Origin of the sequence: Nocardia sp. NPDC051750 (assembly GCF_044453135.1) — a bacterium.
Taxonomy (GTDB): domain Bacteria; phylum Actinomycetota; class Actinomycetes; order Mycobacteriales; family Mycobacteriaceae; genus Nocardia.
Window position 1 is genome coordinate 67,587 of record NZ_JBITCK010000007.1, and the last position, 25,587, is coordinate 93,173.

At 67.6% G+C, this 25,587-nt stretch carries 24 protein-coding genes, 1 tRNA gene and 1 pseudogene; 10 read left to right on the plus strand and 16 right to left on the minus strand.

The window, feature by feature from the left end; genetic code table 11:
• The first annotated feature begins 1 nt into the window (after position 1).
• The 4 genes from ACIA75_RS28170 to ACIA75_RS28185 all read left to right on the plus strand — a co-directional run bounded on the left by ACIA75_RS28170 (position 2) and on the right by ACIA75_RS28185 (position 4,082).
• Positions 2-1,513, plus strand: coding sequence for a tetratricopeptide repeat protein (locus tag ACIA75_RS28170; protein ID WP_397109262.1), 1,512 nt, complete (start codon positions 2-4; stop codon positions 1,511-1,513).
• Positions 1,514-1,718: 205 nt separating this feature from the next.
• A complete protein-coding gene (locus ACIA75_RS28175; protein WP_397110295.1) occupies positions 1,719-2,945 on the plus strand; it encodes a CHAT domain-containing protein in 1,227 nt (408 codons plus the stop codon).
• Between the two features lie 52 nt (positions 2,946-2,997).
• Positions 2,998-3,516: a helix-turn-helix domain-containing protein gene (locus ACIA75_RS28180; protein WP_397109264.1), complete on the plus strand. Its 519-nt coding sequence runs from the start codon at positions 2,998-3,000 to the stop codon at positions 3,514-3,516.
• Positions 3,516-4,082 carry a DUF6036 family nucleotidyltransferase gene (locus tag ACIA75_RS28185; RefSeq protein WP_397109266.1) on the plus strand — a complete coding sequence of 189 codons (567 nt, stop codon included), beginning with the start codon at positions 3,516-3,518 and terminating at the stop codon, positions 4,080-4,082. Before ACIA75_RS28180 ends, ACIA75_RS28185 begins: the two co-directional genes overlap by 1 nt.
• Positions 4,083-4,150: 68 nt before the next feature.
• On the opposite strand, the pseudogene ACIA75_RS28190 reads toward ACIA75_RS28185, so the two are convergent.
• Positions 4,151-4,336, minus strand: a pseudogene (locus ACIA75_RS28190) (zinc-binding dehydrogenase); the annotation flags it as partial.
• On the opposite strand from ACIA75_RS28190, the gene ACIA75_RS28195 reads away from it, so the two are divergent.
• Positions 4,269-4,676, plus strand: a complete 408-nt coding sequence (locus ACIA75_RS28195; RefSeq protein ID WP_397109268.1) for a winged helix-turn-helix transcriptional regulator — start codon at positions 4,269-4,271, stop codon at positions 4,674-4,676. The pseudogene ACIA75_RS28190 and the gene ACIA75_RS28195 sit on opposite strands and share 68 nt — an antisense overlap.
• A 9-nt stretch (positions 4,677-4,685) precedes the next feature.
• Here ACIA75_RS28195 and ACIA75_RS28200 read toward each other — a convergent pair whose 3' ends face one another.
• The 5 genes from ACIA75_RS28200 to ACIA75_RS28220 all read right to left on the minus strand — a co-directional run bounded on the left by ACIA75_RS28200 (position 4,686) and on the right by ACIA75_RS28220 (position 8,882).
• A complete protein-coding gene (locus tag ACIA75_RS28200; RefSeq protein ID WP_397109271.1) occupies positions 4,686-5,210 on the minus strand; it encodes a bleomycin resistance protein in 525 nt (174 codons plus the stop codon).
• Between the two features lie 171 nt (positions 5,211-5,381).
• The gene (locus ACIA75_RS28205; RefSeq protein ID WP_397109273.1) at positions 5,382-6,128 is read right to left on the minus strand and encodes a DsbA family protein; all 747 of its coding nucleotides are present in this window, start codon (positions 6,126-6,128) and stop codon (positions 5,382-5,384) included.
• A 108-nt stretch (positions 6,129-6,236) separates the two neighbouring features.
• Positions 6,237-7,154, minus strand: a complete 918-nt coding sequence (locus tag ACIA75_RS28210) for a ribonuclease Z (RefSeq protein WP_397109275.1) — start codon at positions 7,152-7,154, stop codon at positions 6,237-6,239.
• A gap of 186 nt (positions 7,155-7,340) precedes the next feature.
• Positions 7,341-8,570: a hypothetical protein gene (locus ACIA75_RS28215; RefSeq protein WP_397109277.1), complete on the minus strand. Its 1,230-nt coding sequence runs from the start codon at positions 8,568-8,570 to the stop codon at positions 7,341-7,343.
• Positions 8,571-8,633: 63 nt separating this feature from the next.
• On the minus strand, positions 8,634-8,882 hold the full coding sequence (locus tag ACIA75_RS28220) for a hypothetical protein (protein WP_397109279.1): 249 nt from the start codon (positions 8,880-8,882) through the stop codon (positions 8,634-8,636).
• A gap of 51 nt (positions 8,883-8,933) precedes the next feature.
• Between ACIA75_RS28220 and ACIA75_RS28225 the strand changes: the two genes are divergently transcribed.
• A complete protein-coding gene (locus ACIA75_RS28225) occupies positions 8,934-9,095 on the plus strand; it encodes a hypothetical protein (RefSeq protein WP_397109281.1) in 162 nt (53 codons plus the stop codon).
• 1 nt (position 9,096) lies between these two features.
• Here the strand turns inward: ACIA75_RS28225 and ACIA75_RS28230 are convergent, their stop codons facing one another.
• The 3 genes from ACIA75_RS28230 to ACIA75_RS28240 form a co-directional block, all read right to left on the minus strand.
• A complete protein-coding gene (locus ACIA75_RS28230) occupies positions 9,097-10,077 on the minus strand; it encodes a ribose-phosphate diphosphokinase (RefSeq protein WP_397109283.1) in 981 nt (326 codons plus the stop codon).
• Positions 10,077-11,564, minus strand: a complete 1,488-nt coding sequence (gene glmU, locus ACIA75_RS28235) for a bifunctional UDP-N-acetylglucosamine diphosphorylase/glucosamine-1-phosphate N-acetyltransferase GlmU (RefSeq protein WP_397109286.1) — start codon at positions 11,562-11,564, stop codon at positions 10,077-10,079. Before glmU ends, ACIA75_RS28230 begins: the two co-directional genes overlap by 1 nt.
• A 1,081-nt stretch (positions 11,565-12,645) precedes the next feature.
• A tRNA-Gln gene (locus tag ACIA75_RS28240) sits at positions 12,646-12,716 on the minus strand.
• Between the two features lie 356 nt (positions 12,717-13,072).
• Here ACIA75_RS28240 and ACIA75_RS28245 point away from each other — a divergent pair.
• The 4 genes from ACIA75_RS28245 (at position 13,073) to ACIA75_RS28260 (ending at position 19,393) form a co-directional block, all read left to right on the plus strand.
• Entirely contained in the window at positions 13,073-13,735 is a 663-nt protein-coding gene (locus ACIA75_RS28245) for a TetR/AcrR family transcriptional regulator (protein WP_397110297.1), read from the plus strand.
• A 162-nt stretch (positions 13,736-13,897) separates the two neighbouring features.
• Positions 13,898-14,545 (plus strand): TetR family transcriptional regulator, encoded by a 648-nt coding sequence (locus tag ACIA75_RS28250; protein ID WP_397109288.1) that lies wholly within the window; start codon positions 13,898-13,900, stop codon positions 14,543-14,545.
• Between the two features lie 250 nt (positions 14,546-14,795).
• Positions 14,796-18,461, plus strand: a complete 3,666-nt coding sequence (gene mfd, locus ACIA75_RS28255) for a transcription-repair coupling factor (RefSeq protein WP_397109290.1) — start codon at positions 14,796-14,798, stop codon at positions 18,459-18,461.
• A 293-nt stretch (positions 18,462-18,754) separates the two neighbouring features.
• Positions 18,755-19,393 carry a MazG family protein gene (locus ACIA75_RS28260; protein ID WP_397110299.1) on the plus strand — a complete coding sequence of 213 codons (639 nt, stop codon included), beginning with the start codon at positions 18,755-18,757 and terminating at the stop codon, positions 19,391-19,393.
• Positions 19,394-19,505: 112 nt separating this feature from the next.
• On the opposite strand, the gene ACIA75_RS28265 is transcribed toward ACIA75_RS28260, so the two are convergent.
• The 7 genes from ACIA75_RS28265 to ACIA75_RS28295 form a co-directional block, all read right to left on the minus strand.
• Positions 19,506-20,084 carry a hypothetical protein gene (locus ACIA75_RS28265; protein WP_397109292.1) on the minus strand — a complete coding sequence of 193 codons (579 nt, stop codon included), beginning with the start codon at positions 20,082-20,084 and terminating at the stop codon, positions 19,506-19,508.
• 258 nt (positions 20,085-20,342) lie between these two features.
• A complete protein-coding gene (locus tag ACIA75_RS28270) occupies positions 20,343-21,038 on the minus strand; it encodes a hypothetical protein (protein WP_397109295.1) in 696 nt (231 codons plus the stop codon).
• A gap of 101 nt (positions 21,039-21,139) precedes the next feature.
• Positions 21,140-21,715 (minus strand): TerD family protein, encoded by a 576-nt coding sequence (locus tag ACIA75_RS28275; RefSeq protein ID WP_397109297.1) that lies wholly within the window; start codon positions 21,713-21,715, stop codon positions 21,140-21,142.
• 56 nt (positions 21,716-21,771) lie between these two features.
• Entirely contained in the window at positions 21,772-22,254 is a 483-nt protein-coding gene (locus ACIA75_RS28280; protein ID WP_397109299.1) for a hypothetical protein, read from the minus strand.
• Between the two features lie 204 nt (positions 22,255-22,458).
• On the minus strand, positions 22,459-22,914 hold the full coding sequence (locus tag ACIA75_RS28285) for a flavodoxin domain-containing protein (protein ID WP_397109301.1): 456 nt from the start codon (positions 22,912-22,914) through the stop codon (positions 22,459-22,461).
• A 37-nt stretch (positions 22,915-22,951) separates the two neighbouring features.
• Positions 22,952-24,319 (minus strand): MATE family efflux transporter, encoded by a 1,368-nt coding sequence (locus tag ACIA75_RS28290; protein WP_397110301.1) that lies wholly within the window; start codon positions 24,317-24,319, stop codon positions 22,952-22,954.
• Between the two features lie 104 nt (positions 24,320-24,423).
• Positions 24,424-25,557, minus strand: coding sequence for a PLP-dependent cysteine synthase family protein (locus ACIA75_RS28295; protein WP_397109304.1), 1,134 nt, complete (start codon positions 25,555-25,557; stop codon positions 24,424-24,426).
• Positions 25,558-25,587: the final 30 nt, after the last annotated feature.

Sequence of the window (25,587 nt, forward strand, 5' to 3'; positions counted from 1 at the left end):
GATGAGCGACCCGGACAATCCGCCCGGCCTGGAACTGCTGTACGAGGGCGCCGCCGCGTACCAGCGTGGTGAAGTGGCCGAGGCGCTGCGGATCTTCGAGCACGCGGTACGAACTACCACCGACGGTGTGCGGACCAGCGCGCTGATCAATGCCGCAAGCATGTACGACGAACTCGGCGACCACGAGGGCGCCGCGACCCGATACCACATCGCGCTCGCCGAGATCCCGGATGGCGCCGTCGAGAAACGGGTCTCGGCGCTGATCAACTATTCGCAAGCTCTGCAGCATCTGGGTGCCCTCGATGACGCCCAGGCGGCGCTGGAGGAGGCCCGCGACCTGCTTGCCGATACCGACGATCTCGGCGTCCTGCGGGTCTCTTGTCTCCTCTCGCTGACCGCCGTCGCAACCCATCGCGCCGAGTGGAGCCGGGTGATCGAGATCGGGACCGAATCACTCAACGCGGCACTGCAGTTCGCCCCGCAGCTCGCCGGCCACCCGCTGATGAACCTGGCCGGCGCCTATTTCGAGACCGGACACCGCGATCTCGGCATCGATTTCGCGCACCAGGCGCTGGCGGCGTTCACCGCGGCCGGCGACCGGAACGCGGTCGCCGACACCCAGCAGAACCTGGCCCAGATCTTCAGCCGGCTGGAACGTCTGGACGAGGCCGAGGAACTGGTGGACGCCAGCCAGCAGTACTACGAGCGCGCCGGACTCGGATACCGGGCGGGGGTCGGGTGGAAGATCCGCGGTTTCCTGGCCGAACGCCGCGGCGAGGTCGATCGGGCGCAGGAGTGGTACCGGCGGAGTCTCGGCTATTTCGAAGAGTCCGGGGCGGTGCTGGATGTCGCGGCACTGCAATGCCGGCTCGCGACCGTCGAGTATGCGTGCGGCCGGGTCGGTGCCGGGCAGCAGTTGCTGAACGAGGCGTTCACCACGTACGCGGAGCGCGGTCTCGGCGCTGAATGCGCCAAACTCGACTACTGGCACGCGGTGCTCCTGGAGATGGTGATCGACGATATGGATTCGCCGCCCCCGGAATTGGCGGCGCTCGGCCGGGCACTGGCCGTCCCGGCGGCGATCGCCATCGACGCGGTGCGGTACACGCTGCCGAACGGCAGCCAGCGCGAACAGTGGAACCGGGAGGTCGCGGAACCCGCAATACGGCTGGCATTCCGTTTCGCGTACCTCTGCCAGGACGGTCTACTACTCGCCGATCTGATCGAAACACGCTGTGCGGGGACCACTTTGGATATGAACCGGGCGCAACCCAGTGCGCGACCGCAGTTCCCGCTGGACATCCCGAACCCGCCCGCTACCTCGGATCTGCCCGGGCCCCTGCAGCTGGGCGCCGCGCTGGCCCAGGTCGCCGCCGCCGCGGGACTACCGGTAGCGCCGCCACCCCGGCTCGCAGTGGAACCCGGCGCCAGGATTGCTCTCGCCGAGTACATCGCGGTTGCCGAGCACCGCTACCAGGGCAGGTTCCGAGAGGATCGGGTGATCCCGGCATGAGCGAGTCATGCCCGGAGGCAGGAGTGCGATACTTTCGCCTGCGCTCCGGTCTCCGCGGTCAGTATGTTGACGGGCTGCCGGTCTCGCGCATGCCTGAGGGGTGCACCGTGAGCGCGTCTGGGTCGGAGGTGACAGTGTGAACGGCCCGTGCGATACGGCGAGTAGCGGTGGAAGGTTGGCCGATCAGCCGACCGTGGTGGTCCGGATGGCCGATGCCGGCGATGTCTATGTGTCCTGGCGATGGCTGGACGGTTCCGCGCAACCGGGAGTGACCGTACTACCCGGCGACGATATCGATGCAGCCATCCGCGACCTGACCGCCGCACTACCGGCCCCCGAGGTTGCCGGCGGCCTTGAAAAGGCCCTCACCACCGCGGCCTTCGCCGCGCCCGACACCGAATACCTGCTGGCCCGCACCCTTTCCCGCGCCCTGCTGCCCCACGGCCTCGCCGCACAACTACACGACTTGTTCCAGCGCGGTGTCCGCCCGCATATCCGATTGCAGCCGTCACCCCGGGTGGCGCAGGTGCCGTGGGAGATCATCGCCCCGGCGCCGGAAGTGCGCCTGATCGATATCGCCGACATCAGCCTGCTGACCCCGGCAGGCATCGTGCACGCACCCACCCGCGTCCCCCGATCGTGGTCCACGTCCCGGGACCGGCCGGTGGTCGCGATCCTGGACCCTCGGATTCCGGGTTTCCGGGCCGATTCCGCCCTGGGCTCGGTGCTGGGCCGGATGGACCGGCCGACCCGGCTCACCGAACGTATCGCCACCCATCTCGCGACCGGCCGTCTCCGTCCACAGGCCGCCGAACCGGCCGCCGTTTTCCGCCGCACCGACCTCGACCGCGACTGGCTGTCCCGGACGCTGCGCGCCGGAGCCTCCCGGCTCATCTACGTCGGCCACGTCACGGCGGCTCCACCGGAATCCGGGCAGAGCGAGAACACCGAACTGCACCTGGCCTGCACCGCCGGCACAGTGGGTTTCGCGGCCCCGCAACGCGATCACCGCCCCCTCTCCGCCAAGGACCTCCTGCTGGGCACGCACACCCTGGACCCGGAACCGGTCGCCGGAAACGACCTCTGGCCGATCCCCAGCCGGGTCGCCCTGATCGCCTGCGAAAGCGGCGGCGATCTCCGCTTCACCGAAGCCCTCGGACTGATAGCCGCCATGGTCACCGGCGGCGCGGAACTGGTCACCGCCACCCGCTGGCCCCTCCCGACCGACCTCGCCTTCCAGCGCTTCGGCCCCGCCCCCGAAGCCACCCCACTCCAGGAAGCGGTCTGCGCCGTAGACGCCGCCCACGACACGGCCGACCCGATCCCCGCCCTCACCGCCTGGCAACGCGACCGGTTACGTCTCTGGCGTGCCACCGGCGCGGTCGAGTATTCGCCCCTGCTCTGGTCGTCTGTCGCGACTTTTGCGACGTAGCGAACGTCCGAGGTCGGGTGATAACTATAGCAAAATTTGCTATAGTTCGGTTATGTTCAGCCGGAGTGCCATATTGCAGGAAGCGATGGTCGACACGGGCACGAGTCAGTCCGAATTGTCTCGGGTAAGCGGTGTTCGTCAATCCAGTATCAGTCAATTCCTTTCGGACAGAACTAATCTGAGTGACGAACAACTCGACAGGCTGCTGTCGTGTATGGGTTATCGACTCGAGGTCGTCCGGCGTTCTGTCGCCGCTGAACTCACTCGTTCCGAGGAACGCTCCTGGCTGCTACATCGCCGGCTCTCGAGGCACTTGACCCGATCGTCACTGGAGTCATGGCGGCCACAGGTCGAGCGCAACTTGCGGCGGTTGCGTGAAGGGGTGACCGGTCAACCGCATCTTCGCAACCTCGACCGCTGGAGTTCGCTGATCGCACGCAGCGATCTGCCGCATCTGCATCGGGCGTTGACCGGTCTGGATCGCGAATCAATCGAGATGCGCGAGGTTTCTCCCTTCGGAGGGATACTCGCGCAGGACGAGCGCGCTGCCGTGCTGCGCAAGGCAGGCTGATGCGCCGCGCCCAGCTGGAACACGCGATCCGGACTGCATGTCAGATAATCGGCGACTCCGAGGTCATCGTGGTCGGCTCCCAGTCGATCCTCGGCACTTTCAGCGAGCATGAGCTCCCCGCGGATGCCACGATGTCCCTCGAAATCGATATTCTGCCGATAGCTGACAGTAATGAAGAGACGGCACGTCTGGCGGACCTCATAGAAGGGGTCGCGGGCGAGTTCTCGCCCTTCGAGGACCTGCACGGCTTCAGTATCGATGGAGTCGATATGGAGACCTCGGCGCTTCCGGACGGGTGGCGCGACCGGTTGGTCAAAGTTCAGAACGCAAATACGGCAGCGCCCTCCGGCGATCCTCGGTTCACCGGCTGGTGCCTGGACAAGGAAGATCTCTGCGTCGCGAAACTCTGCGCCTTCCGTGAGAAGGACCAGAACTTTGTGCTGGCACTGCTGGACGCGGGCCTTGTCGAAGCTGATGTGATAGCCCAGCGTCTACCCGAAGTTCCCGATAGATACAAACCGGGAGCCGAGCGGGCTCTCGCGTGGGTGTCCTCTCGAACTCGGTGAAAGCTCGGATATCCGAATCGTGTTGTCGCCCGGCGGCTTCGTAGCCGCACTTCGGAATACGCGGCACTTCAGGGTCGGAGGACGTACCGGCCGCGCGCACCGCCCTTCGCTACTGCCCGGTGCGCGTCGGCGATCTGATCCAGCGGGACGACCGCGTGCACGCGGGCCGGGAGCCGGCGGGTCACGGTGTCGGCCAGCAGCTCGGCGAGGCGGGCGCCGTCGGGCCGGACCGAGACCGCATACGTGGTGACACCACGCTCGGCCGGTGGTTCCGCTCCCGGCCGGACGCCGACGAAGACACCGCCGTCGCGGACCAGTGCGCGCTACTCCGAACTGTCCCGGCGGCTCGCCGGAGTCAGTCAGAAGATGCTCACCCAGACGCTGCGCTCTCTCGAACGCGACGGCCTGGTGACCCGCACGGTGACGCCTACGGTGCCGGTCACCGTCACCTACGAACTGACCGACCTGGGCCTCTCGCTGCACCAAGTCGTGCGCGGTATCAAGATATGGGCCGAAGCCCATATGGACGAGGTACTCGCGAACTGTGAGGTGTTCGACAGCGAATCATCCTCCCCCGCAGGCGTTTCGGTCTAGCCGGGACCGCTACCGGGGCGGGCGCAACTCACGCATCGCCTGACAGATGGTCGCGTGGATCATCGACTCCTCGGCCTCCGCCTCGGGGTCCCAGGACGGTTCGGGAGCACCCTCGATCGCGGGGCCGAACAACCACCACACATTGCTCCAGGGATCGACGAATCGCGCCAGCGACGACGCACCGTAGAACGGAGTGGTTTCGGTGATGATTCGAGCCCCACGAGCCGCGGCGCGCCGGAGCACCTCGTCGCAATCGGTGACATTGACCTGCAGCAGCGCCGGTGTGAACACCCAGTCGGGCTTGGAATCCACCACCATCAGGCACGAATCCCCGATCCGCACCTCGGCGTGGATCAGCAGGCCGTCGGTATCGTCCGCGTGCGCCTCCGGAGTCTCGCGCCCGTCGAAGACCTCGCCGAGGAACTCGATGAACGCCCGCGCGCCACCCGGCCCCTTGACCGCGGCGAATGCATTGAGGCTGCCGTACCCGCTGCCGAGATCGGAGCCGGACTGAATCAGAGGTGATGTGGTCATGCGGCGAGCATGGCAGGGCATCCGGTCAATTCCTGACCGCTGGTCCGCCGCCTGTCGCAATCTTCGAACACGGGCCGGCCGTATCCCGTCACGGGCGCGGCTCGCGCTGAGGGGGCGTCGGACCGGCGCTCGAGCTCCTTCGAACGAATGCGAGGTAGCGGCGACCCCGCGTCAGCGCGCGCTCTCGATGAAGGGGGCGAGGCCGTCCTTGTCCAAGAGGGCGCCGGAGTCGGTGACTTCCTCGCCGTTGACGAATACGGCGGGGGTGCCGTTGACGCCTGAGTCGAGTACCTCGTCGGTTTTCGTGCGCAAGTAGCTGTCGTACTGGCGGTCGGTAATGCATTCGGCCACAGCGGGATCGGTGTAACCGTTCGATTCGGCGATATCGATCAGGTCGCTGTCGGGCAGGCCGTCGCCGCCCTCCTCGGGCTGCCGGGTGAACATTTCGGACAGCCAGGCCTGGTAGTTGTCCAGGCCGGTGTTCGCGACGCAGAACGACGCGTTGCCGGCTCGTGACGAGTATTCGGTGGTGCTCGCGCGATCGAGAAACGAGATGACGCTGTATTCGACCGCGGCGGTGCCGTCGCGCACGGCGCCTTCCAAGACCGCGCCGTTGGCTTCCTCGAATGCTTTGCAGAAGGGACACTGGAGATCCAGCACGACCCGGACGGTCACCGCTGCGTCCGGCTCACCGATTCGGACCGCCCCGTTGTCGAGGACCTGCCCGGGAGTGGAGTCGCTGCCTGCCGCTGTCGCAGTGCCCGCGATTTCTTCCGCCGCGGTACTCCGAACCAGCAATCCGACACCTATCGCGGCAGCGGCCACCAGTAACACCAGGATCGGCGTGAGTACGACGAGAAGTTTGCGGTTCGGTCCCGGGTTCTGTGGCGGCGGATACCCGCCCGGATAAGTGCTCAATTCCTGTGCTCCCGCTCGCCGGACATTGCGCCGTCAGCCTAATGGGCTCCGCTCCGGCCGGGCGCGTGCATCCTGTCGCGGTGGGGTGTGCCGACGAGTCGTGCGGGGTCACCGGCGGGGCGGTAGCGGGATACGGGCCAGGTCGGACGCGATGACCACGTTCCCGCCGAACTCTCGTTGTGCCTCGGCGAAATGGGTGTCGAGGGTGCGGTAGCGCTGGGAGAAATGGGTGAGGACCAGGGTGTGGGCGCCCGCTTCGGCGGCGATGCGGGCGGCCTGGCCGGCGGTGAGATGACCGTGTTCTTCGGCGAGGTGGGCGTCGGCGTCGGCGAAGGTGGCCTCGATGACCAGCATGTCGACTCCGGCCGCCAGTTCACGGGCGCCGGCGCAGCGACGGGTGTCCATGACGAAGGCGAAACTCTGCCCGCGCCGGACGGTGCTCACATCCTCGAGCCGCACTGTGCCGCCCTGCCAAGGGATTTCGCCTTCCCGCTGCAGGCGGCCGACCAGCGGTCCGGACAGGCCCAGCTCGGCGAGCCGGTCCGGGAGTATCGCGGGGTAGTCGGGTTCGGTGATCCGGTACCCGAATGCTTCGACCGGGTGGTCGAGCCGGGCGGTGGTGAGCTGGAACAGTGCGCCGGGTGCCGGGAGCCGGCCCGGCCCGGTGATCGGGTGGGTGCGGAGTTCGACGGTGCGGTGGTAGGCGGTGGCATCACACAGGTTGTCGAAGTAACGCTGACCCGACGCCGGGTAGTAGGCGTCGACCGGGTGCGGCACGCGATCCAGGTTGATGCGCTGCACGACCCCGGCCAGCCCGAGACTGTGGTCGCCGTGGAAGTGGGTGATCGCGACCCGGGTCAGGTCGGTGGCGGAGATACCGGCGTGGATCATCTGCCGTTGCGTGCCCTCACCGGGGTCGAACAGGATCGCCTCGCCGCCCCACCGCAGGACATAACCGTTGTGGTTGCGCTGGGCGGTCGGTACCTGGCTCGCGGTCCCGAGCACGACGAGTTCGCGCTGCGACATCTACCCGCTCCGCCGGCCGGCGGACACCGGTGCGGGACAGAGCCGGCCTTCGATCGGCATGTGTCGACAATATCCGGCGCCGGTCACGTCGTTACCTGTGTTCCGCGGCGACCGCCCGCGGACCGCCGAAGACATGGACCGTGATATCCGCGACCGAATCGAACAGAGGCCGGCTCGCCGGCGGTGCTAACTCATGGATTCGATGGGCACCATATCCATACCGGAGATGGCGAATACCAGGACTATGCCGATGACGAGGCAGACGGCGGCCGCGATCGCGGCCCACTTTCCGAGTGATTCGCCGCGGATATGCCCGACCACGCCGAGGATGATGCCCGCCACACCGAAAACGAGGGGGCAGAAGAGCAGGGAGACCGCGGCGCAGACGAAGCCGATGATGGACAGCACCTGTGGTCCGGAGCGCTCCGGCTGCTGGGTGGCACCGTAGGGCTGGTACTGCTGCTGCTGCGGGTAGGCCGGATAGCCGCCGGGCGGTTGTTGCCCGCTCTGATCGGGTTGACCGGCCGGAGTGCCACCCCAGCCCGGTTGTCCGCCCGGTGCACCCCAGGACGGTTGCCCGCCCGGTGCTCCCCAGCCGGATTGAGCGCCGGGAGCGCCCCAGCCGGTCTGTTCCGCCGGTCCACCGGGTGGGCCGCCGTAGCCGCCGGCCGGGGGATAGGGCGTGCCGCCCTGCGGGTATCCGGGCTGCTGTCCGGGCGACTGCGGCTGCCACGCCTGCCCCGGCGACTGTTCCTCGGGTCGCGCCGACCACGCCTGCGGGGGGACCTCGCCGGCCGGATAGTCACCCGAGGGCTGTTCCGGTGCGCCGGGCTGCCAGCCGTGGGTGTAGGCCGTGGTCCCCTTGTCCAACTGCGGTGCGCCGGTCCCGGCGTCGCCCGGTTCTCCGGGTTGCTTCGGTATCAGGTGTGTGGGGTGGTCGTCCGCCGGACTACCCACCTGCCCCGGTTCCGGGCCTGCGGAGGGGCGGCCGGTGTCTCCGGAACGGCTCGCGCCGGTATCCCGGTGCAGCAGTTTCGGGAGGTATTCGGTGGGCGGGTCGTCGGAACTGCCGGGCGTGGGGCCACCGGACGATTGCGGCGTCCCGGTGTACCCCGGTTCGTCGGCGCCGCGTTCGGGATGCGATGGCGGTTGCGGCGCACCGGCAGCGGCGGATTCATCCGGGGGACGTGGGGCACGGTCCGGGGTCTGGGTATCGTCCGGCGGCTGCGGAGCGCCGGGGGCGACGAACGGTTCCTCCGGAGTGTGTGGTGGCTGCCCGCCGGACGCCGGTTCGTGGGGCCCGGCTCCACCGCCCTCGGTGGTGTTGCCCGCCGGCGTTTCGCCGTGCGGTTCCGGCGTCTCGCCGTGGTGTCGCGGCGTCTCACCGGAGTTTCGCGGGTCCTGCGGTGTGCTCATCACGTCTCCTCGGTCGGATCGTCGAGGTCTCGTAGTCGGTACCGCGGTGGGACGAGCGTGCTGTCAGCTGTCCGGTTCGTTCTCGATGTGGATGGCGGCGGCTTCGGCAGGGCGGTTGTCCTCCTCGGCCCGGTCGCGGCGGTCCGGGTCCTGTTCCAGCGACTCCTTTATCCCGAGCCGGCCGTCGTTATCACCTTCCCGGTTACGGATCCGCAGGTCCTTCGGCGGGTCCTCGATATAGCGTTCGTAGGCGCGGACCTCGTCTTCTTGGTCGTCGTCGCCCATATCGGGCTCTCGTGGTTCGCGGTCCATACCATCCAGTATGCGCCGCCGCGGGGTCCCGTCGAGGGACCGCGACCAGCGATGGCGAGCCATCCGGAACACATCGTGGCGAGCCATCCGGAACACGCCGTGGCGAGCCATCCGGAACACGCCGTGGCGAGCCATCCGGCGTACACCGTGCGGGTCATCCGGGAAACACAGCGGCCCCCGGACCAGCAGGTCCGGGGGCCGCTCGAGCAGTAGGTCAGGCGTTGCCGTTGAACAGTCCGGTCACCGAACCGTTCTCGAACACCTCGCGGATCGTCCGGGCCAGCAGCGGGGCAATGGAGAGCACCGTGAGCTGCGGGAACTTCTTGTCCTCGGTGATCGGGAGCGTATTGGTCACCACAACCTCCCGGGCGCCGCAGGAGGCGAGACGCTCGGCGGCCGGGGCGCTCAGCACGCCGTGCGTCGCCGCGATCACCACATCGCCGGCACCGGCCTCACGCAGGACGTTCACCGCACCGGCGATCGTGCCGCCGGTGTCGATCATATCGTCGATGAGGATGCAGGTACGGCCCTCGACGGCACCGACCACCCGGTTCGACTTCACCTGGTTCGGGACCAGCGGATCGCGGGTCTTGTGGATGAACGCCAGCGGTGCGCCGTCCAGCGAATCCGCCCATTTCTCCGCCACCCGGACGCGGCCGGAATCGGGGGACACCACGGTGATGTTGTCCAGGCTGTAGTTGGTGCGGACGTACTCGGCGAGCTGCAGCTGCGCGTGCATATGGTCGACCGGGCCGTCGAAGAAACCCTGGATCTGATCGGTGTGCAGATCGACCGTCACGATCCGGTCGGCGCCCGCGGTCTTGAGCAGATCGGCGACCAACCGGGCGGAGATCGGCTCGCGGCCGCGGTGCTTCTTGTCCTGGCGGGCGTAGGGGTAGAACGGCAGGATGGCCGTGATCCGCTTGGCCGAACCGCGTTTGAGCGCGTCGATCATGATCAGCTGTTCCATCAGCCACTGGTTCAGCGGCGCAGGGAAACTCTGCAGCACGAAGGCGTCGGATCCGCGGACCGACTCCTCGAACCGGACGAAGATCTCCCCGTTCGCGAAATCACGCGCGGTCTGCGGGGTGACGTGGACATCTAGTTCCTTGGCCACCTGTTCGGCCAGTTCTGGGTGCGACCGTCCGGCGAAGAGCATCAGGTTCTTCTGGTTGTCGATCCATGACGCGGTCACTACTGGTTGCCATCCTTAAGCTCTGTTGCCCGATCCGGTGTTTCATCGGCCGCGAGTGCCTTCGCCGCCGCATTCGCTGCAGCGGTACCTGGACGTTTCCGCTGCACCCAGTTATCGATATTTCGCTGCGTACCCCCGGACACGGCCAACGCGCCCGGCGGGACGTCTTCCCGCAGCACAGTACCCGCTCCGGTATAGGCGCCGTCACCCACGGTCACCGGGGCGATGAACATCGTATCGCTGCCGGTGCGCGCATGAGACCCCACGACAGTGCGATGCTTGCCCACTCCGTCGTAGTTCACGAACACGCTGGATGCTCCGATGTTGCTGTACTCACCGATGGTGGCATCGCCGACATAGGTGAGATGCGGGACTTTGGTGTGCTTGCCGATCTCGGCATTCTTGGTCTCGACGAAGGCCCCGAGCTTGCCCGATTCGCCCAGTACCGTGCCCGGCCGCAGATAACTGAACGGGCCGACTGTCGCATATGCGTCGACTTTCGCGCCTTCGCCGTGAGTGCGGATGATCCGGGCGCCGTCGCCGATCTCGGAATTGGTGAGTGTGGTGTCCGGCCCGATCTCGGCGTCCTCGCCGATCACCGTGGTGCCCAGCAACTGGACCCCCGGGCGGACGACGGTATCGCGGCCGATCCGCACATCGGTGTCGATCCAGGTGGTGGCCGGGTCGACGATTGTCACGCCGGCGCGCATATGGCGTTCCAGGATGTAGCGGTTGAGGGTGCGGGCAGCGGCGGCCAGCTGCACCCGGTCGTTGACCCCGGTGACCTTCGCCGAATCGACCAGCCGGGCGCCCTGCACCGGGTAGCCGGCTTCACGGGCGAGTTTCAGCACATCGGTCAGGTAGAGCTCGTGCTGCGCGTTGGCGGTGGACAACCGGCCGAGCATGGTGCGCAGCACCGAGACGTCGAAGGCATAGACACCGGAATTCACCTCGGTGATCGCGGCCTGCTCCGGGGTCGCGTCGGCGTGCTCGACGATCTCGGCGACTTCGCCGTCGGTGTCCCGCACGATCCGCCCGTAGCCGTTCGGGTCGTCCGGGACGAAGGTCAGCACGGTGACGGCGGGCCGTTCCGGATAGCTGCGGTGCTCGTCCAGCAGCGCCGACAGGGTGTGGCCGTCCAGCAGCGGCACATCACCGGAGGTCACGATGACATCCCCGGTGAAATCGGCGGGCAGCCCGGTGAGCCCCCTCTGCACGGCGTGCCCGGTGCCCAGCTGCTGTTCCTGCACTACCGGGACGACGGTGCGGTCCAGTTCGCGCGCGACGCCCGCGGCCTCGGCGCCGACTTGTTCCCGGTCGTGCCCGATCACCGTCACCAGATGGCGCGGATCGATGGCGTGGGCGGCGTACAGCGCGTGCGCCAGCATGCTGCGCCCGGCCAGCGGGTGTAGCACCTTGGGCTTCTTCGACCGCATTCTCGTACCGGCACCTGCGGCTAGCACGATGACGGCGGTCTGCTCCTGCATGAATCTCCCTCGGGCCGACGATGGTCATCGTGCACGCGAGCTGCCCGGCCGCCAGGACCCGAACCTGCCCAAATCGGATCGGGACCGAGCGAGGAATGTCCCGGGCATACGAAGAGGCCGCCATGGGTAAGGATTACCCACTCGACGACGGCCCCTTGCCGCGCTGCACGGGGGATGAGCGTATCAGCCCTGCCGGGGCCCGGGTCCGACGATCACGACGTCGATGGATCGGCCGTACGCGTCGGTCACGACAGAGAAAAACCTGGCGGCAGACCGGAGTACTGGATATTCGAACTGGTGATGCCGACGAGGGTTGCGGTGCCGTCGCCGTTCGGCCGGTACACCGGTCCGCCGGAGTCGCCCACCCGAATGCCCGTGTATCCGTCGCAGCGCGTCCCACTCCGCTGCCCCCACCTGCACAGGGCTCCGTTGGGTGCACCTACGGCGGTCAGTTGCTCACCGCTCGGGAGGGTGTTATGGGTCGGGGTGCCGGGGAGTAGGGGGATCATGGCCCAGTCCTCGTCCGGTAGCCGGATCACCCCGAACAGTCCGAGCGTGCAGTGCCCGGCGGTGAGTGCGACCGGCTGTCCATCCGCGTATCCCGTCGCCGTGACCGAACACAGACCGAGTGACGTGCCCGGCCCCACGGCGAACTCCGATGACCCGGATCCTGACGAGCCTGATCCTGACGAGCCTGATCCTGACGAGCCCGATCCCGACGAGCCTGATCCCGACGAGCCGGGCCCCGCATCGGACTGTGCCGATGCCTGGCCGGCGGAGAGGGTCGCGGTGGCGAGCGCGGCAGCGGCGATCAGGGGAAGTGCCTTCAATGTCCTGCGCATGGCATTCCTTGGCAGAAGAAAATCAAGGGCAGAAGATGGTCGGGCTGCCGGCGAGCCTTGACAGCCGCGGTCGATGATAACGAGGTCGAGGTGGACCTACGCCCAACCTGCGGCCCGGCGCGGCTCGCCCGATGCGCCACGCCCGATGCGCCACGCCGCTGCGAGCGACAGGGTTTCGACCGGATTCGGGACCTACCCGCCGGTTCGAATAGTTGTCATGCCACTTCAGGGATTGTCTGCTCCGCCGCCAGGACTCGAACCTGAACTATCTGAACCAAAATCAGAGGTGCTGCCATTACACTACGGCGGACTGTCACATCGGTGGGTCGGTGAACCCGCCGCTGTGCCCAGGCACGGCAACGATAATCGCATGCCACCCCGCTATTCGTCGAACTGTGGGTACCGCGACACGACACACAGGCCCGCCGGGTCGTCTCACCGGTGTGCGCGCGTCCCCGGCCCGCCCGGGTGAATCGGGCGGTGGCGGGTCTGAGACAGTTGATCTCGATGGTTTTGGTCGCTGGTCCGGATCCGGCTGTACCGGCGACCCCCGGTAACCAGGGAGGCGGGAACGTGTCGTCGGGAGAGCCGCGAGCGGTCGAGGATCCACCGGCCGGTGGGGCGGCGAAAGGGACACCCGAGCCGGTGCCACCGGCTCGGCAGCGGATGACCGGTACCCAGCGGCGGCAGCAATTGATCGAGATCGGGCGCGCGCTGTTCGCCGAACGCGGCTACGACGCCACCTCCATCGAGGAGATCGCCCAGCGCGCCCAGGTTTCCAAACCCGTCGTCTACGAGCATTTCGGCGGGAAAGAGGGCCTGTACGCCGTGGTGGTCGACCGGGAGATGTCGATGTTGCTCGACATGATCACCTCCTCGCTGACCAACAACCGGTCCCGGGTCCGGCTCGAACAGGTGGCGCTGGCGCTGCTCACCTATATCGAGCAGCGCACCGACGGTTTCCGCATCCTGGTGCGGGATCAGCCGGTCTCGTCGACGGACGGCCGCTACTCGAGCCTGCTCAACGAGGCGGTCAATCAGGTCGCGCATCTGCTGGGCGGCGATTTCGAACGCCGCGGGTTCGATACCAGTCTGGCCGGCCTGTATGCGCAGGCGCTGGTCGGGATGGTCGCCACCACTGCCACCTGGTGGCTGGATGTCCGCAGTCCCTCCAAAGAGGTGGTGGCCACGCACCTGGTCAATCTGTGCTGGAACGGCCTGAGTCATCTGGAGGCCGACCCGCAACTCAGCTCGGAATGGCCCGCCATCCCCGGCTCTGTCCCGGCGAACTTGCCGGGCGGGCAGCAGAGTTCGGATAACCCCGAATGAACTGCCCGCGAACTCCGGACGGTCGTCGAATCGAGAGGCGTAGCCCACACGGATGGTACGGTTCACCCATCCTTTGGGTGCTGTTCGGGCGGTAAGTCGGTCTACTTCGACAATGTCGGTCTACTTCAGGATGGCTGGTTATTGGGATGACAGGCGGGTCTGATGGCTAGGCAAGCGCGCGCGGAGATCACCCGCGATTCCGTCCTGGCGGGCGCTGCCGATGTCTTTCTGCGCTTGGGCTACGCCAATGCGAGCCTCAGCGAGATCATCGCGCAGTCCAATGTGACCAAGGGCGCCTTGTACTTTCATTTCGGGTCGAAGGAAGAACTGGCCCGCGCGGTGGTCGATCAGGGGCAGGAACGGCTGGTCGCGTCCTGTCAGGGTTTCTTCGACTCGCGGGTGCCGGCGCTGGAAGCGGCGATCGGCATCACCTACGTGGTGGCGGATCTGTCGATGAACGACCCGATGGTGGGCGCGATGCTCAAACTGACCCACCAGATCGGCGACTACCGCGGCGCGAACGGTGAGAACATCGCCAAAACCTGGGGCGAGACCTACCGCCTGCTGGCCGAGCGCGCGATCACCCAGGGCGATCTGCTGCCGGATCTGGACCCGGAAACCATCGGCCTGCTGCTGTACGGGCTCACCACGGGAATGCATATCGTCGCGGTCGGCACGGAGTCGATGGACCAGATGGCGTCGCGAATGGAGCGGGCCTGGTACTTCCTGCTCCCGTCCATCGTCCCCGACGACAAGGTGTCCTACTTCCGGGAGTTCGCGTCCCGCCGGTTGCGCAGATACATCCCCTGATCCCGGTCCAGCGGCTCCGGCTCGCAAACGTGCCCAGCGGTGATGCCGAGTCCGGTGAGGCCTTGCAGGTACGGACCAAGGGGCCGAAACCCCGCGTGGTGGCGCGCCGAAAGCACCGTCGCGAGCCCTCGCGTGCAGGCCCACCTCGCTGACCTCTATGTACAGCCCCGGCTCGACCTCGCCGCGGATCGGCGCGCACGAAAGACAACCCCGAGACCTCGCGCACGTCGGCGCGCCATAAACTCGACCCATGTCTGCCCCACGTCCACCACTGGCAGGACTGGCTGCGGCGGCCGGTGCCGATACCGCACTGCGGACCGTTTCCGGAATGCTCGGGAAGTCGTCGGTCGAGTTGGTGGCGCCGGCGGCGGCGCGTTCCTTCGTCGCGGCGACCATGGCTGCCGACCGGCCCGTCGTCGTGGTGACCGCGACCGGCCGGGAAGCCGATGATCTGACCCTCGAGCTCACCGAGATGCTGGGCGGGGCCGTCGCCCAGTTCCCCTCCTGGGAGACCTTGCCGCACGAGCGGCTGTCGCCGGGCGCCGATACCGTCGGGCGCCGCCTCGAGGTGCTGCGGCGGCTGGCGCAGGATTACGGCATCGCGCAGCGGTTCGATGAGGGGCGGTGGTCGGGCGACGGGCGGGCGGATCCGGTGTTCCCCGAACCGCTGCGCGTCGTGGTGACCACGGTGCGGTCGCTGATGCAGCCGATGGCGGCCGGGCTGGGGGATATCGAACCGGTCGTGCTGCGGATCGGGGCCGAGGCCGATTTCGACGAATTGGTCTCGCGGCTGGTCGAATTCGCTTACACACGCGTGGACATGGTCGGTAAACGCGGCGAGTTCGCGGTGCGCGGCGGCATCCTCGATCTGTTCCCGCCGACGGCGGACCATCCGGTGCGGGTGGAGTTCTGGGGTGACGAGATCACCGAACTACGGTCGTTCTCGGTCGCCGATCAGCGCTCCCTCGGGGAGACCTCGCTCGCCACGGTGGTGGCACTACCCTGCCGGGAGCTGTTGCTCACCGGCGCGGTGCGGGAGCGGGCAGCGGCCGTTGCGGCGGACAATGCGGCCGACGCCGCCCTCGTGGAGATGCTGGCGAAGCTGGCCGAGGGGATCGCGGTCGAGGGGATGGAGGCGCTGCTGCCGGTGCTGCAACCGGGTGAGCTGCGCCTGCTCACCGAGCAACTGCCCGGCGGCACCCATCTGCTGGTGTGCGATCCGGAGAAGGTCCGGACCCGCGCCGCCGATCTCGTGCGTACCGGCGAGGAGTTCCTGGAGGCGTCGTGGACCGCGGCCTCCTTCGGAGGTGACGCGCCGCTGGGCGCGCACGGTCTGGATCTGGCGGCGTCGGCGTATCGCCCGCTGGCCGAGATCCAGGACAGTGCCCGACAGCAGGAACTGCCCTGGTGGACGCTGAGCCCGCTGGCGTCGGGCGATCCGGCCGAAGTGGAGTTGCCGGTGCAGGCCGGGCCCACGGCGCGCGGGTCCGACGAGCTGGTGGCGACGATCTTCGCCTCGCTGCGGGCCCACGTCACCACGGGCGGGCGTGCGGTGGTGGTGCTGGCCGGGCACGGTACGGCTCAGCGCACCCTGGAACGACTCGGGGAGGCCGAGGTACCGGCCGCGCAACTACCGGCCGGCGAGGAACCGGTGCCGGGCGTGGTGGGGGTGCTGTGCGGTTCGCTGCACGACGGGGTGATCTTCGGCGACGCCGGCCTGGTCGTGGTCGCGGAATCCGATCTCACCGGTAACCGGGTCACCGCGCCGGGCGACGGGAAGCGGCTGCCCGCCAAACGCCGCAACCAAGTCGATCCGCTGGCGTTGAACGCCGGCGATATGGTTGTGCACGATCAGCACGGTATCGGCCGGTTCGTGGAGATGATCGAACGGACGGTCGGCGGTGCCCGGCGCGAATACCTGGTGATCGAATACGCGCCGAGTAAACGCGGCCAGCCCGGCGACCGGCTGTTCGTGCCGATGGAATCGCTGGACCAGCTGTCCAGGTATGTGGGCGGAGAGCTGCCCAGCCTGTCGAAGCTGGGCGGTGCCGACTGGGCGAATACGAAACGTAGGGCCCGCAAGGCGGTCCGGGAGATCGCGGGCGAACTGGTGCAGCTCTACGCCGCCCGGCAGGCCGCGCCGGGGCACGCCTTCGGCCCCGACACCCCGTGGCAGCGGGAGATGGAGGACGCGTTCGCGTTCACCGAAACCGTCGATCAGCTCACCGCCATCTCGGATGTGAAAGCGGATATGGAGAAAGCGGTCCCGATGGACCGCGTGGTCTGCGGTGACGTCGGGTACGGCAAAACCGAGATCGCGGTGCGGGCGGCATTCAAGGCGGTGCAGGACGGCAAACAGGTGGTGGTCCTGGTGCCGACCACACTGCTCGCGCAACAGCATCTGCAGACCTTCACCGAACGGCTCGCGGGCTTCCCGGTCACCGTGAAGGGCCTCTCCCGGTTCACCGACCCCGCGGAGTCGCGGGAAGTGATGACCGGGATGGCCGAAGGGGAGGTCGATATCGTTGTCGGCACCCACCGGTTGCTGCAGACCGGGATCCGCTGGAAGAACCTCGGCCTGGTGATCGTGGACGAGGAACAGCGCTTCGGAGTCGAACACAAGGAACACATCAAGGCGCTGCGTACCCACGTGGACGTGCTGACCATGTCCGCCACCCCCATCCCGCGCACCCTGGAGATGAGCCTGGCCGGGATCCGCGAGATGTCCACCATCCTCACCCCGCCGGAGGAACGGCACCCGGTCCTGACCTACGTCGGCGGCTACAACGACAAGCAGGTCACCGCCGCGATCCGCCGCGAACTGCTGCGCGACGGCCAGGTGTTCTACGTGCACAACCGGGTGTCGTCGATCGAGAAAGCGGCCCGCCGGATCCGGGAACTGGTCCCCGAAGCCCGCGTGGTGGTGGCGCACGGGCAGATGAACGAGGACACACTGGAACGCACCGTGCAGGGGTTCTGGCAGCGCGAATACGACGTGCTGGTATGCACCACGATCATCGAGACCGGGCTCGACATCTCCAACGCGAACACGCTGATCGTGGAACGCGCCGACGCGCTCGGGCTTTCGCAGCTGCACCAGTTGCGGGGCCGGGTCGGCCGCAGCCGGGAACGTGGCTACGCCTACTTCCTGTACCCGGCGGAGAAGCCGCTCACCGAAACCGCCTACGACCGCCTCGCGACCATCGCCCAGAACTCCGATCTCGGCGCCGGTATGGCGGTGGCCATGAAAGATCTCGAAATCCGCGGCGCCGGTAACGTTCTGGGCGCCGAACAGTCCGGGCATGTGGCCGGGGTGGGATTCGATCTGTACGTGCGGCTGGTCGGGGAAGCGGTGGAGGCCTATCGCGCGGCCGCCGATGGGAAACCGATCGTTACCGAGGAGACCAAAGAGGTCCGCATCGACCTCCCGGTGGACGCCCATATCCCGCCCGACTATGTCGCCAGCGACCGCCTGCGCCTGGAGGCCTACCGGAAACTGGCCGCCGCCCACGACGATCCGGCGCTGGCCGCGGTGGTCGAAGAACTCGTCGACCGGTACGGCCCGCTCCCGGTGGAGGTGGGCCGGCTGGTCTCGGTGGCCAAACTACGCCTGCTGGCCCGCGAATACGAGGTCAGCGAGATCGCGGTCACCGGCACCACGGTCAAGATCTCCCCGCTGTCGCTGCCCGATTCGAAACAGCTGCGGCTCAAGCGGATCTATCCCAGCGCGTCCTACCGGGCCGCCAGCGGGGTGGTCCAGCTGCCGTTGCCGCGGATCCAGGACAGTGTGGGCGCCGACCGGCTCCGCGATGTCGCTCTCCTGCAGTATCTCGCGGACCTGCTGCTCGCCCTGGACGGTAAAGCCGCCGGCGCGGTGGACCTCACGGTCGCGACCGAGGTGTCACCCGCGCGATGACCTCCGATCCCGTGCCGGGCAACTCCGGCCTCGGGGGTGCGCAGCCCGCCGCGGCGCCGTCCGAGGAGTCCGCCGCCCCTCCGCGGGAATCCGGGCGACCCACCGACATGTCGACGCAACCCGAAGAATCCGCGACCGCGTCGCCTCGGCTCGATGAGTCCGCGGCCGGCCTACGACAAACTGTGCAGCCCGGGGCGCCACCGCTCGAAGCGCGATCGGCACGTCCGGCGCCGGGCGTCCTGGAAGCGGAAACAGCGACCGTGGCAGCGGGTTTGTCCGAAGCCGTCGAGGTGATGGACCGGCTGTGGCGGTTCGGCGGCTGGGAGGTCACCCAGACCCACGATTCGCTGCGCCCGTACCTGCTCGAGGAAACCTACGAACTCCTCGACGCGATCCAGGAAGAGGACCCGGGCACCATCCGCGAGGAACTGGGCGACCTCCTGCTACAGGTGCTGTTCCACTCCCGGATCGCCGAAGCGGCCGGCGAATTCACCATCGACGATGTCGCCGCCGCGCTGGTAGCCAAACTGGTGAACCGCAGTCCCCACCTCGCGGATGCGGCCGCGGCCGGTTTCGATCAACACGCGTCGGTGACCGAAAAGGTCGCCGCACAGGAAAAAGCGTGGGAGGAACGCAAATCCGCCGAAAAGGCCCGCCGCTCCTGCCTGGACGGTATCGCCATGGCCCAACCCGCACTTGCCCTGGCGGAGAAGGTCCGCTCCCGCAGCGCCCGCGCCGGCCTCCCGGACGATCTGATCCCGGACGATCTGCGCATCATCCGCCTGGGCAGTCCGGAGAGCGCGGAAGAACGATTACGCAAAGCCACCCTCGACTTCGCCGCCACCATCCGCCGAGCCGAGGACGCCGCCGAATCCGACCGCGGCATCCGGCAGCCGCTGACCCCGGCGGACTGGCGCAGATACTGGCAATGATCCGGCCGTGGCCGGCTGTGCTGAGAGTCGGCGGCCGCACCTCCCGGCCGCCGGCCTACCGGAGGAAGCGCGCGGCAGCGGCAGGACCATCCCACCGAAACCGCGCTCTCGGTCAGTCGAGTAGTTCGTCTGCCTTGTTGACCTCGAGTGCTCGGCGCAGCCACTTGTGCAGCTGGTCGAGATCCTCGCAGGACATGATCGTGTCCCGGACCTCGCCCGGCACGGCGATTCCGCGGGCGTCGAGGACGGTCAGAATCGATTTCGCCTCGCCCTTCGCCTCGCCCTCGGCGATGTACTTGCGAGCGAAGTCGCTGGTGAAGTTGTAGTCACGCAAACCGGTGGACATAAATGCCTCCCAAGCAGGACGAACAGCGCGCGGCAGCATCGTCAGGATGAAATCATGGTATCGCAGGGCCGGGTCGGCCCCGAGTGTTCGAAGCCCGCTGGCCAGGGCCACCCAGATCTGGGTGTGGTCTGGATGGTGTGGGTGCGCCACCGCGGACAATACGGCCAGCTCAGGCAGCTCGGTAGCTATTTCCGGGTCGGTGACCACCGGTACCGCCGACGGGTCCAGGACCAGAGGTGTCAAGGTGGTGGGTGGGTGGCCGAAGCCGATATCCAGTGGTTTGGACGCCCACTGCGCGGTTCGTCGGTCCGGGCATATGACCAGCAGTAGGACCGGACATTTCATCCGGGCTTGCAAGGACGTCGTGTAGACCGGCCATGACCACGGCTTGTCCGTGTGTGGATAGGAGCCGGGCAACCAGATCAGGCCGCTCCGTGAACATATCGATGACCACTTCATGCGGGGTCGAAGGCATGGCGCGTACCGTAGTGCCCGGCACCGACACTTGTTGAGCCACAGCGTGTTCTACAGCAATCGGTTTCCGACTTCGGGCCGGGGCCGCGCCGGTGGTGTACTGTTCAGCGCCGACCACGCGTTGGCCGGTCAGGCCGGGTCGGCGATGAGGTGCTGGTATGCGGTGTCGAGGGGGAGGTCGACCGCGAACCAGGCCGCGGGTTGATCGTCGTTGCGGGGGCACCAGGCTGTCGCGATACACAGGCGGGCCGTTTCCGTGGTGGCCAGGCCGGGCAGATTCCAGGTGATCCGGACCGGATCTGTGTATCGCACACCGTATTCGTTGTCGAATTCACCGTCGACGGGCATTTGGTGCGACCAACCGGCGGGTATCAGCCGGGCGTCCGCTGCCTGTAGTGCGAGCAGATCGTAATCCGGGCCGCCGATCGACACCATGAACTGGTCGTTCTCGGCGCTCACCGCGGCGAGGCATTCGCCGGAATCCGGGCCGCCGCAGGCATCGGCCGCCATGTCGGTGAGTTCGGCCGAGATGTCCAGGCCGGACAAGCCTGCGTGGGCCTGAACCTGCCAGATCGCCGGCCACGTCGGGACCGGCACATCGCCTCCCCAGAGTGGTACGGCGATGCTTCCGAGCAGCAGATCGACCGTTGCGGTTCGATGCCGCCAGCGGTACAGATGTGATCCGTTCGCCAAGCGCCACACAGTATTCGGCTTCGCGGGTTGCTCCTCCGAACCGAGCGTGACGGAGAATTCGACGGTGCCGAGGGGCGTTTCGACAACAGGTGGACGGCGGTCCACCTGTGTCAGGTGGTCGGTGCGGAGCATGTCCCCATCATTCAGGTCGGTGTTCACGGGGCAGCGGTGGGCCGCTGGTGCCCGCTCCGCGTGTGCTCCGGCCGAACCAACTCGCGGCCTGCGCGGTGCGGCTAGACGTTCACACCGTAGTCGCGCGCGATCCCCGCCAGCCCCGACGCGTAACCCTGGCCGATCGCCCGGAACTTCCATTCGCCCGCACGACGATAGAGCTCGCCGAAGACCATCGCGGTTTCCGAGGAAGCATCCTCGGACAGGTCGTAGCGGGCCAGTTCCGAGCCGGTGCTCAGGTCCACGATGCGGATGTAGGCGTTGCGGATCTGGCCGAAGGACTGCCCCCGCTGGTCGGCGTCGTGGATGGAGACCGGGAAGAAGATATTGGTGATCGTTTCCGGCGTATTGGCCAGATCGATATTGATCACCTCGTCGTCGCCGTCGCCCTCACCGGTGAGATTGTCGCCGGTGTGTTCGATGGAGCCCTCCGGCGACCGGAGGTTGTTGTAGAAGACGAAATGCTGATCCGAGAGGACTTTCAAGCTCGAGCCCGTGGCCAGGGCGCTGGCGTCCAGGTCGTAATCGGCGCCCATGGTGGTGCGCACATCCCAGCCGAGGCCGACGGCGATCTTGGTCAGGTTGGGGGCCTGTTTGGACAGCGAGACATTGCCGCCTTTGGCCAGGTTGACGCTCATGATCTCCCTTCCCCGCGGCGCCGGGGCGCCGGATATGTGGCGCCTCGCGCCCGATCTCAGTTCTGTTCTTCGTCCGCCCAGGACTTCAACGTGGCCACCCGGTGTTCCAGGGCGCGCAGCTCGGAGGAGTCGTCGAGGATGGTGCGCTGAATGCCCTGGGCGACCGCGAAGGCGCCCTGCCGGTGATCGTCGATGACATCCACATCCAGGCGGACCGCCACATAGTCGTGGGCGCCGGGCATTTCCTCCGCGATGACCTTGGCCGAGCCCCGGGCGCACAGCGCCACATTGCCGGCGCCGAGGATCAGCAGCGCCACCTGGGGCCGCTCGCGTAATCGCGCCAGGGACCCGCGGTCGAATTTGAGGCTCAGCAGGATTCGCCGGTCACCGGCGCGGACCGGCCAGGACACCGGGATCGCGTGTGGTGCCGGATCGGTGGTGACCAGGACGGCGATGGTCTCCTGTGGCCAGTGCGGCAGCGCTTCCAGCTCGGGATGGTCGGTTGCTGGGTGTTCCACTGAGCTGACTCCGGCTGCCATATCGTCCCCTCCTGGATCGACGTGCTGCGGCGGAGGAAGTGCCGCACCGGTCACCAGTCTAGAGGTCGCCGCCGACACGCGCCGGGGAAGTACCGGCTCCGACCTGCATCGGAAGGTAGTGCTGCCGACCGGAATCCGCGCCGCTGAGGCAAGGTGAGCCTCAGAAACGGAGGTCAGCACGGCCTTTAGCGCACGATGTGCTGGTCAGGTGCCGACGAGGACGGAGTCGAGCGGGAGGGTGTGCACCCAGTCGCGGGCCAGCGCGGTGGGTTTGATCTCGCCGGACGCGTCGTGGCGGGCGTGTTCGCCGATCTGGGTCCCGCCGAGCGTGGTGAGCTTTTCCGCGGCGATCTCCCCGCCGCGGTTGAACGTGGTGTCGTAGACCGAATCGCCGAGGCCGAATACCGCGAACCGCAGCCCGGTCAGGTCGGGGCTGTGGGCGTCCAGGGCCTCGAAGAACGGTTCGGCGCCGGTCGGGAGGTCACCTTCGCCGTACGTGGAGCAGACGACGATATGGAAGAGCCGCGGGTCCAGCTCGCCGGGGTCGAACTCGGACATATCGACAACCGAGACCTCGTAACCGGACAGTTCCCCCGCCATTGTCTCGGCCACGTTCTCCGCTGTGCCCATTTCCGAACCGAACAGGATCACAATACGCACCGCGCCACTCCTTCCGCCCAACTTTGGAGAGGCAATCCTAACTTACGGTTTCCCGGTGACGTGGGGCCACCATCGTCTCGTGCTCGTCCAGCAGGCTGAAGTACTTGCGCAGCATCAGCACCGCGGTCGCGGCCAGGCCCGCGGTCAGCCCCCACCACACGCCCGCGGCGCCGAGCCCGGCGGGGAAGGCGAGGACGAGGGCCGTGGGCAGGCCGACGAGCCAGTAACCGACCACGGACAGCCGGAACCCCGCGTTCGTCGCCTGCAGGCCGCGCAGCAACCCGGTCCCGATGTTCTGGGCCGCGTCGAAGAACTGCAGCACGATACCGATCAGCAGCAGCGATCGGGCCACCTCGACGGTCGCGGCATCGTCCAGATCCAGGAATGGGCGAAGAACCAGTTCGGGAACGAGTACGTAGGCCAGTCCGGTGATCAGCGTGACCACACCGGCGAACTGCAGCGCGAGCCAGGCCAGGCCCCGGGCGTGCGCGGTCTCGTCACGGGCGACACTGTGACTGACCAGGATCGAGGCGCCGTGCGAGATACCGATGGCGACCTGGAAGACGATGTAGATCACCTGGTACACGACATTGTGCGCGGCCAGCGCGGCCGGTCCGAGCGCACCCATGACCAGCGCCAGTACCGAGAACATCCCCGCCTCGGAACCGTAGGTGAGGGCGATGGGCGTACCCAGCCGCAGTTCGGCGCGCAGCGTCTCCGCCCGCACCGGCCACGGGCGGATCGGCAGAGTGCGGCCGAGTTCGGCGTCGCGGCGCACCATCGTCCAGAAGACAACGAACATGAGCAGGAAGACCAGCGAGGTCGCGACGCCCACACCGGTCAGTCCCAAGGCGGGCAGGCCGGCCCAGCCGTGGATAAGACTCAACGCCAGCACCAGGTTCACCGCGACGGAACCGAGCGTCACCAGCAGCAACGCCTGCGGTCTCTGCAGACCGACGGTGTACTGGCGCAGCACCTGGAACCAGAGGCAGGGCAGCAGCCCCGGAGCCAGCGCGATCATGAGCGGGCGGGCCTGCTCCAGTACGCCGGCGTCCTGGCCGAGCCACTGCAGCGACCAGCCCAGGCCGACGAGGATCGCACCGCCCAGTAGTCCGGCCGCCGTGGCGATCAGGAAACTCGACCGGACCAGCTCGCGGACCTCGGGATCGGGATCGGTGCCGCGCTTCCCCGCCGCGCCCACGGCCGCCGCGATCTGGTTCCCGCTGCCGGTGATCAGCCCGACGCACATGGTGCGGATCTGGTTGAACAACACCAGAGCCAGGCCGCCGGCCGCGACCGCCTGCACGCCGAGACTGCCCATCAGCGCGATATTGGTGGTCGACACCGCCACCTGGGCGAGCTGGGTGAGAGCGATCGGGGTGGCCAGGGCGGCGAGGCGCCGGATATCGGGGCCGCCGGGCCGCCATGGGTGGGGTGCGGTGGGCCGCCGGGGGTGCGGGGCGGTGAACCGCCGGCCGCCGGGGTTGTCTCGTGAGAGTGGTGTGCTGATCACCGGGCCCGCACCATAGTGTCCGAATCCTCCGTATGGTCGTGGTCGTGCGCTCGCGGCCGGGTAGTGGTGGTGGCGTTCCCGGCGGTATCGGCCAGGACCGCGTCACCCACCGGGTGCGTACCACGGCCCGCGGGAGCATAACGGGTCAGCAGGGAGTGGACCGCGCGTTCGGCGTCGGTGTCGAGTAGATCGCGTTCGGCCATCCAGTCGTCGTCGAATACTGTGTCGAGGTATTTCTCGCCGCCGTCGCAGACGATGGTGACCACGGTGGAACCGGCCGGGAACTCGTCGAGCCTGGTCAGCGCGGCATGGACAGAGCCGCCGGCCGATCCGCCCAGCATCAGGCCGAGCTGCCGGGATACCGCGCGGCAGGTGGCGAACGCGTCCCGGTCAGTGACCTTGACTCCCTCGTCCAGCAGGTCGTAGTCGACGGCGGTGCCGATAGTGGCACCGGGCGGCGTGCCGGTGCCGGATTGCCAGTAGGGCCCGCCGGGACCGCCGAAGGCGATCGAGCCGACCGGCTCCACCCCGATCACCCGCGGTACACAGCCAAGCTGCCGCAATCGGGTCGCGGTGCCGAAAAGGGAACCGCCGGTGCCGACGGCGGACAGCAGGATATCCACCCGCTCCACTTCGGCCAGTAACTCCTCGGCCACCGCGTAATAGCCGACGGCATTGGCATCGTTGTTGTGCTGTTCGGTGAAATAGGCGTCGGGCAGGCCCGCGGCCATGGCCTCGGCGTGATCCTCCCGGGCGGACGTCGCCAGGGCATCGTCACCGTCGTCGGCGACGAATACCAGACCAGCGCCCATGGCTCGCATTGCCCGCAATTTGTCCTTGCTCGCGTGATGGTCGACCACCGCGGTGAAACGGTAACCGCGTTCGGCAGCCACCACCGCGAGACCGAGCCCGGTATTTCCGGACGTGGATTCGATGATATGCCCGCCATCGCCCAGCAAACCCCGGCGTTCCGCGTCGAGAACCATTTCGCGGGCCATCCGTATCTTGGCGGCACCGGTCGGATTGAACTGTTCGAGTTTGAGCAGCAACCGGGTACCGGACGGGGTTGCCGCCAATTCGAAGAGTGGGGTGCGGCCGATCAGGTCCGTTACGCGGGTGACGAGAGACATGGCAGAACTCCTGGGCGTCGATTACGGGCG

Coding starts and splice junctions, on each gene's coding strand:
- ACIA75_RS28170 (WP_397109262.1), top strand. CDS start 2: ATGAGCGACCCGGACAATCCGCCCGGCCTGGAACTGCTGTACGAGGGC.
- ACIA75_RS28175 (WP_397110295.1), top strand. CDS start 1,719: ATGGCCGATGCCGGCGATGTCTATGTGTCCTGGCGATGGCTGGACGGT.
- ACIA75_RS28180 (WP_397109264.1), top strand. CDS start 2,998: ATGTTCAGCCGGAGTGCCATATTGCAGGAAGCGATGGTCGACACGGGC.
- ACIA75_RS28185 (WP_397109266.1), top strand. CDS start 3,516: ATGCGCCGCGCCCAGCTGGAACACGCGATCCGGACTGCATGTCAGATA.
- ACIA75_RS28200 (WP_397109271.1), bottom strand. CDS start 5,210: ATGACCACATCACCTCTGATTCAGTCCGGCTCCGATCTCGGCAGCGGG.
- ACIA75_RS28210 (WP_397109275.1), bottom strand. CDS start 7,154: ATGTCGCAGCGCGAACTCGTCGTGCTCGGGACCGCGAGCCAGGTACCG.
- ACIA75_RS28215 (WP_397109277.1), bottom strand. CDS start 8,570: ATGAGCACACCGCAGGACCCGCGAAACTCCGGTGAGACGCCGCGACAC.
- ACIA75_RS28220 (WP_397109279.1), bottom strand. CDS start 8,882: ATGGACCGCGAACCACGAGAGCCCGATATGGGCGACGACGACCAAGAA.
- ACIA75_RS28225 (WP_397109281.1), top strand. CDS start 8,934: ATGGCGAGCCATCCGGAACACATCGTGGCGAGCCATCCGGAACACGCC.
- glmU (WP_397109286.1), bottom strand. CDS start 11,564: ATGCAGGAGCAGACCGCCGTCATCGTGCTAGCCGCAGGTGCCGGTACG.
- ACIA75_RS28245 (WP_397110297.1), top strand. CDS start 13,073: ATGACCGGTACCCAGCGGCGGCAGCAATTGATCGAGATCGGGCGCGCG.
- ACIA75_RS28250 (WP_397109288.1), top strand. CDS start 13,898: ATGGCTAGGCAAGCGCGCGCGGAGATCACCCGCGATTCCGTCCTGGCG.
- mfd (WP_397109290.1), top strand. CDS start 14,796: ATGTCTGCCCCACGTCCACCACTGGCAGGACTGGCTGCGGCGGCCGGT.
- ACIA75_RS28260 (WP_397110299.1), top strand. CDS start 18,755: ATGGACCGGCTGTGGCGGTTCGGCGGCTGGGAGGTCACCCAGACCCAC.
- ACIA75_RS28265 (WP_397109292.1), bottom strand. CDS start 20,084: ATGAAATGTCCGGTCCTACTGCTGGTCATATGCCCGGACCGACGAACC.
- ACIA75_RS28270 (WP_397109295.1), bottom strand. CDS start 21,038: ATGCTCCGCACCGACCACCTGACACAGGTGGACCGCCGTCCACCTGTT.
- ACIA75_RS28275 (WP_397109297.1), bottom strand. CDS start 21,715: ATGAGCGTCAACCTGGCCAAAGGCGGCAATGTCTCGCTGTCCAAACAG.
- ACIA75_RS28280 (WP_397109299.1), bottom strand. CDS start 22,254: ATGGCAGCCGGAGTCAGCTCAGTGGAACACCCAGCAACCGACCATCCC.
- ACIA75_RS28295 (WP_397109304.1), bottom strand. CDS start 25,557: ATGTCTCTCGTCACCCGCGTAACGGACCTGATCGGCCGCACCCCACTC.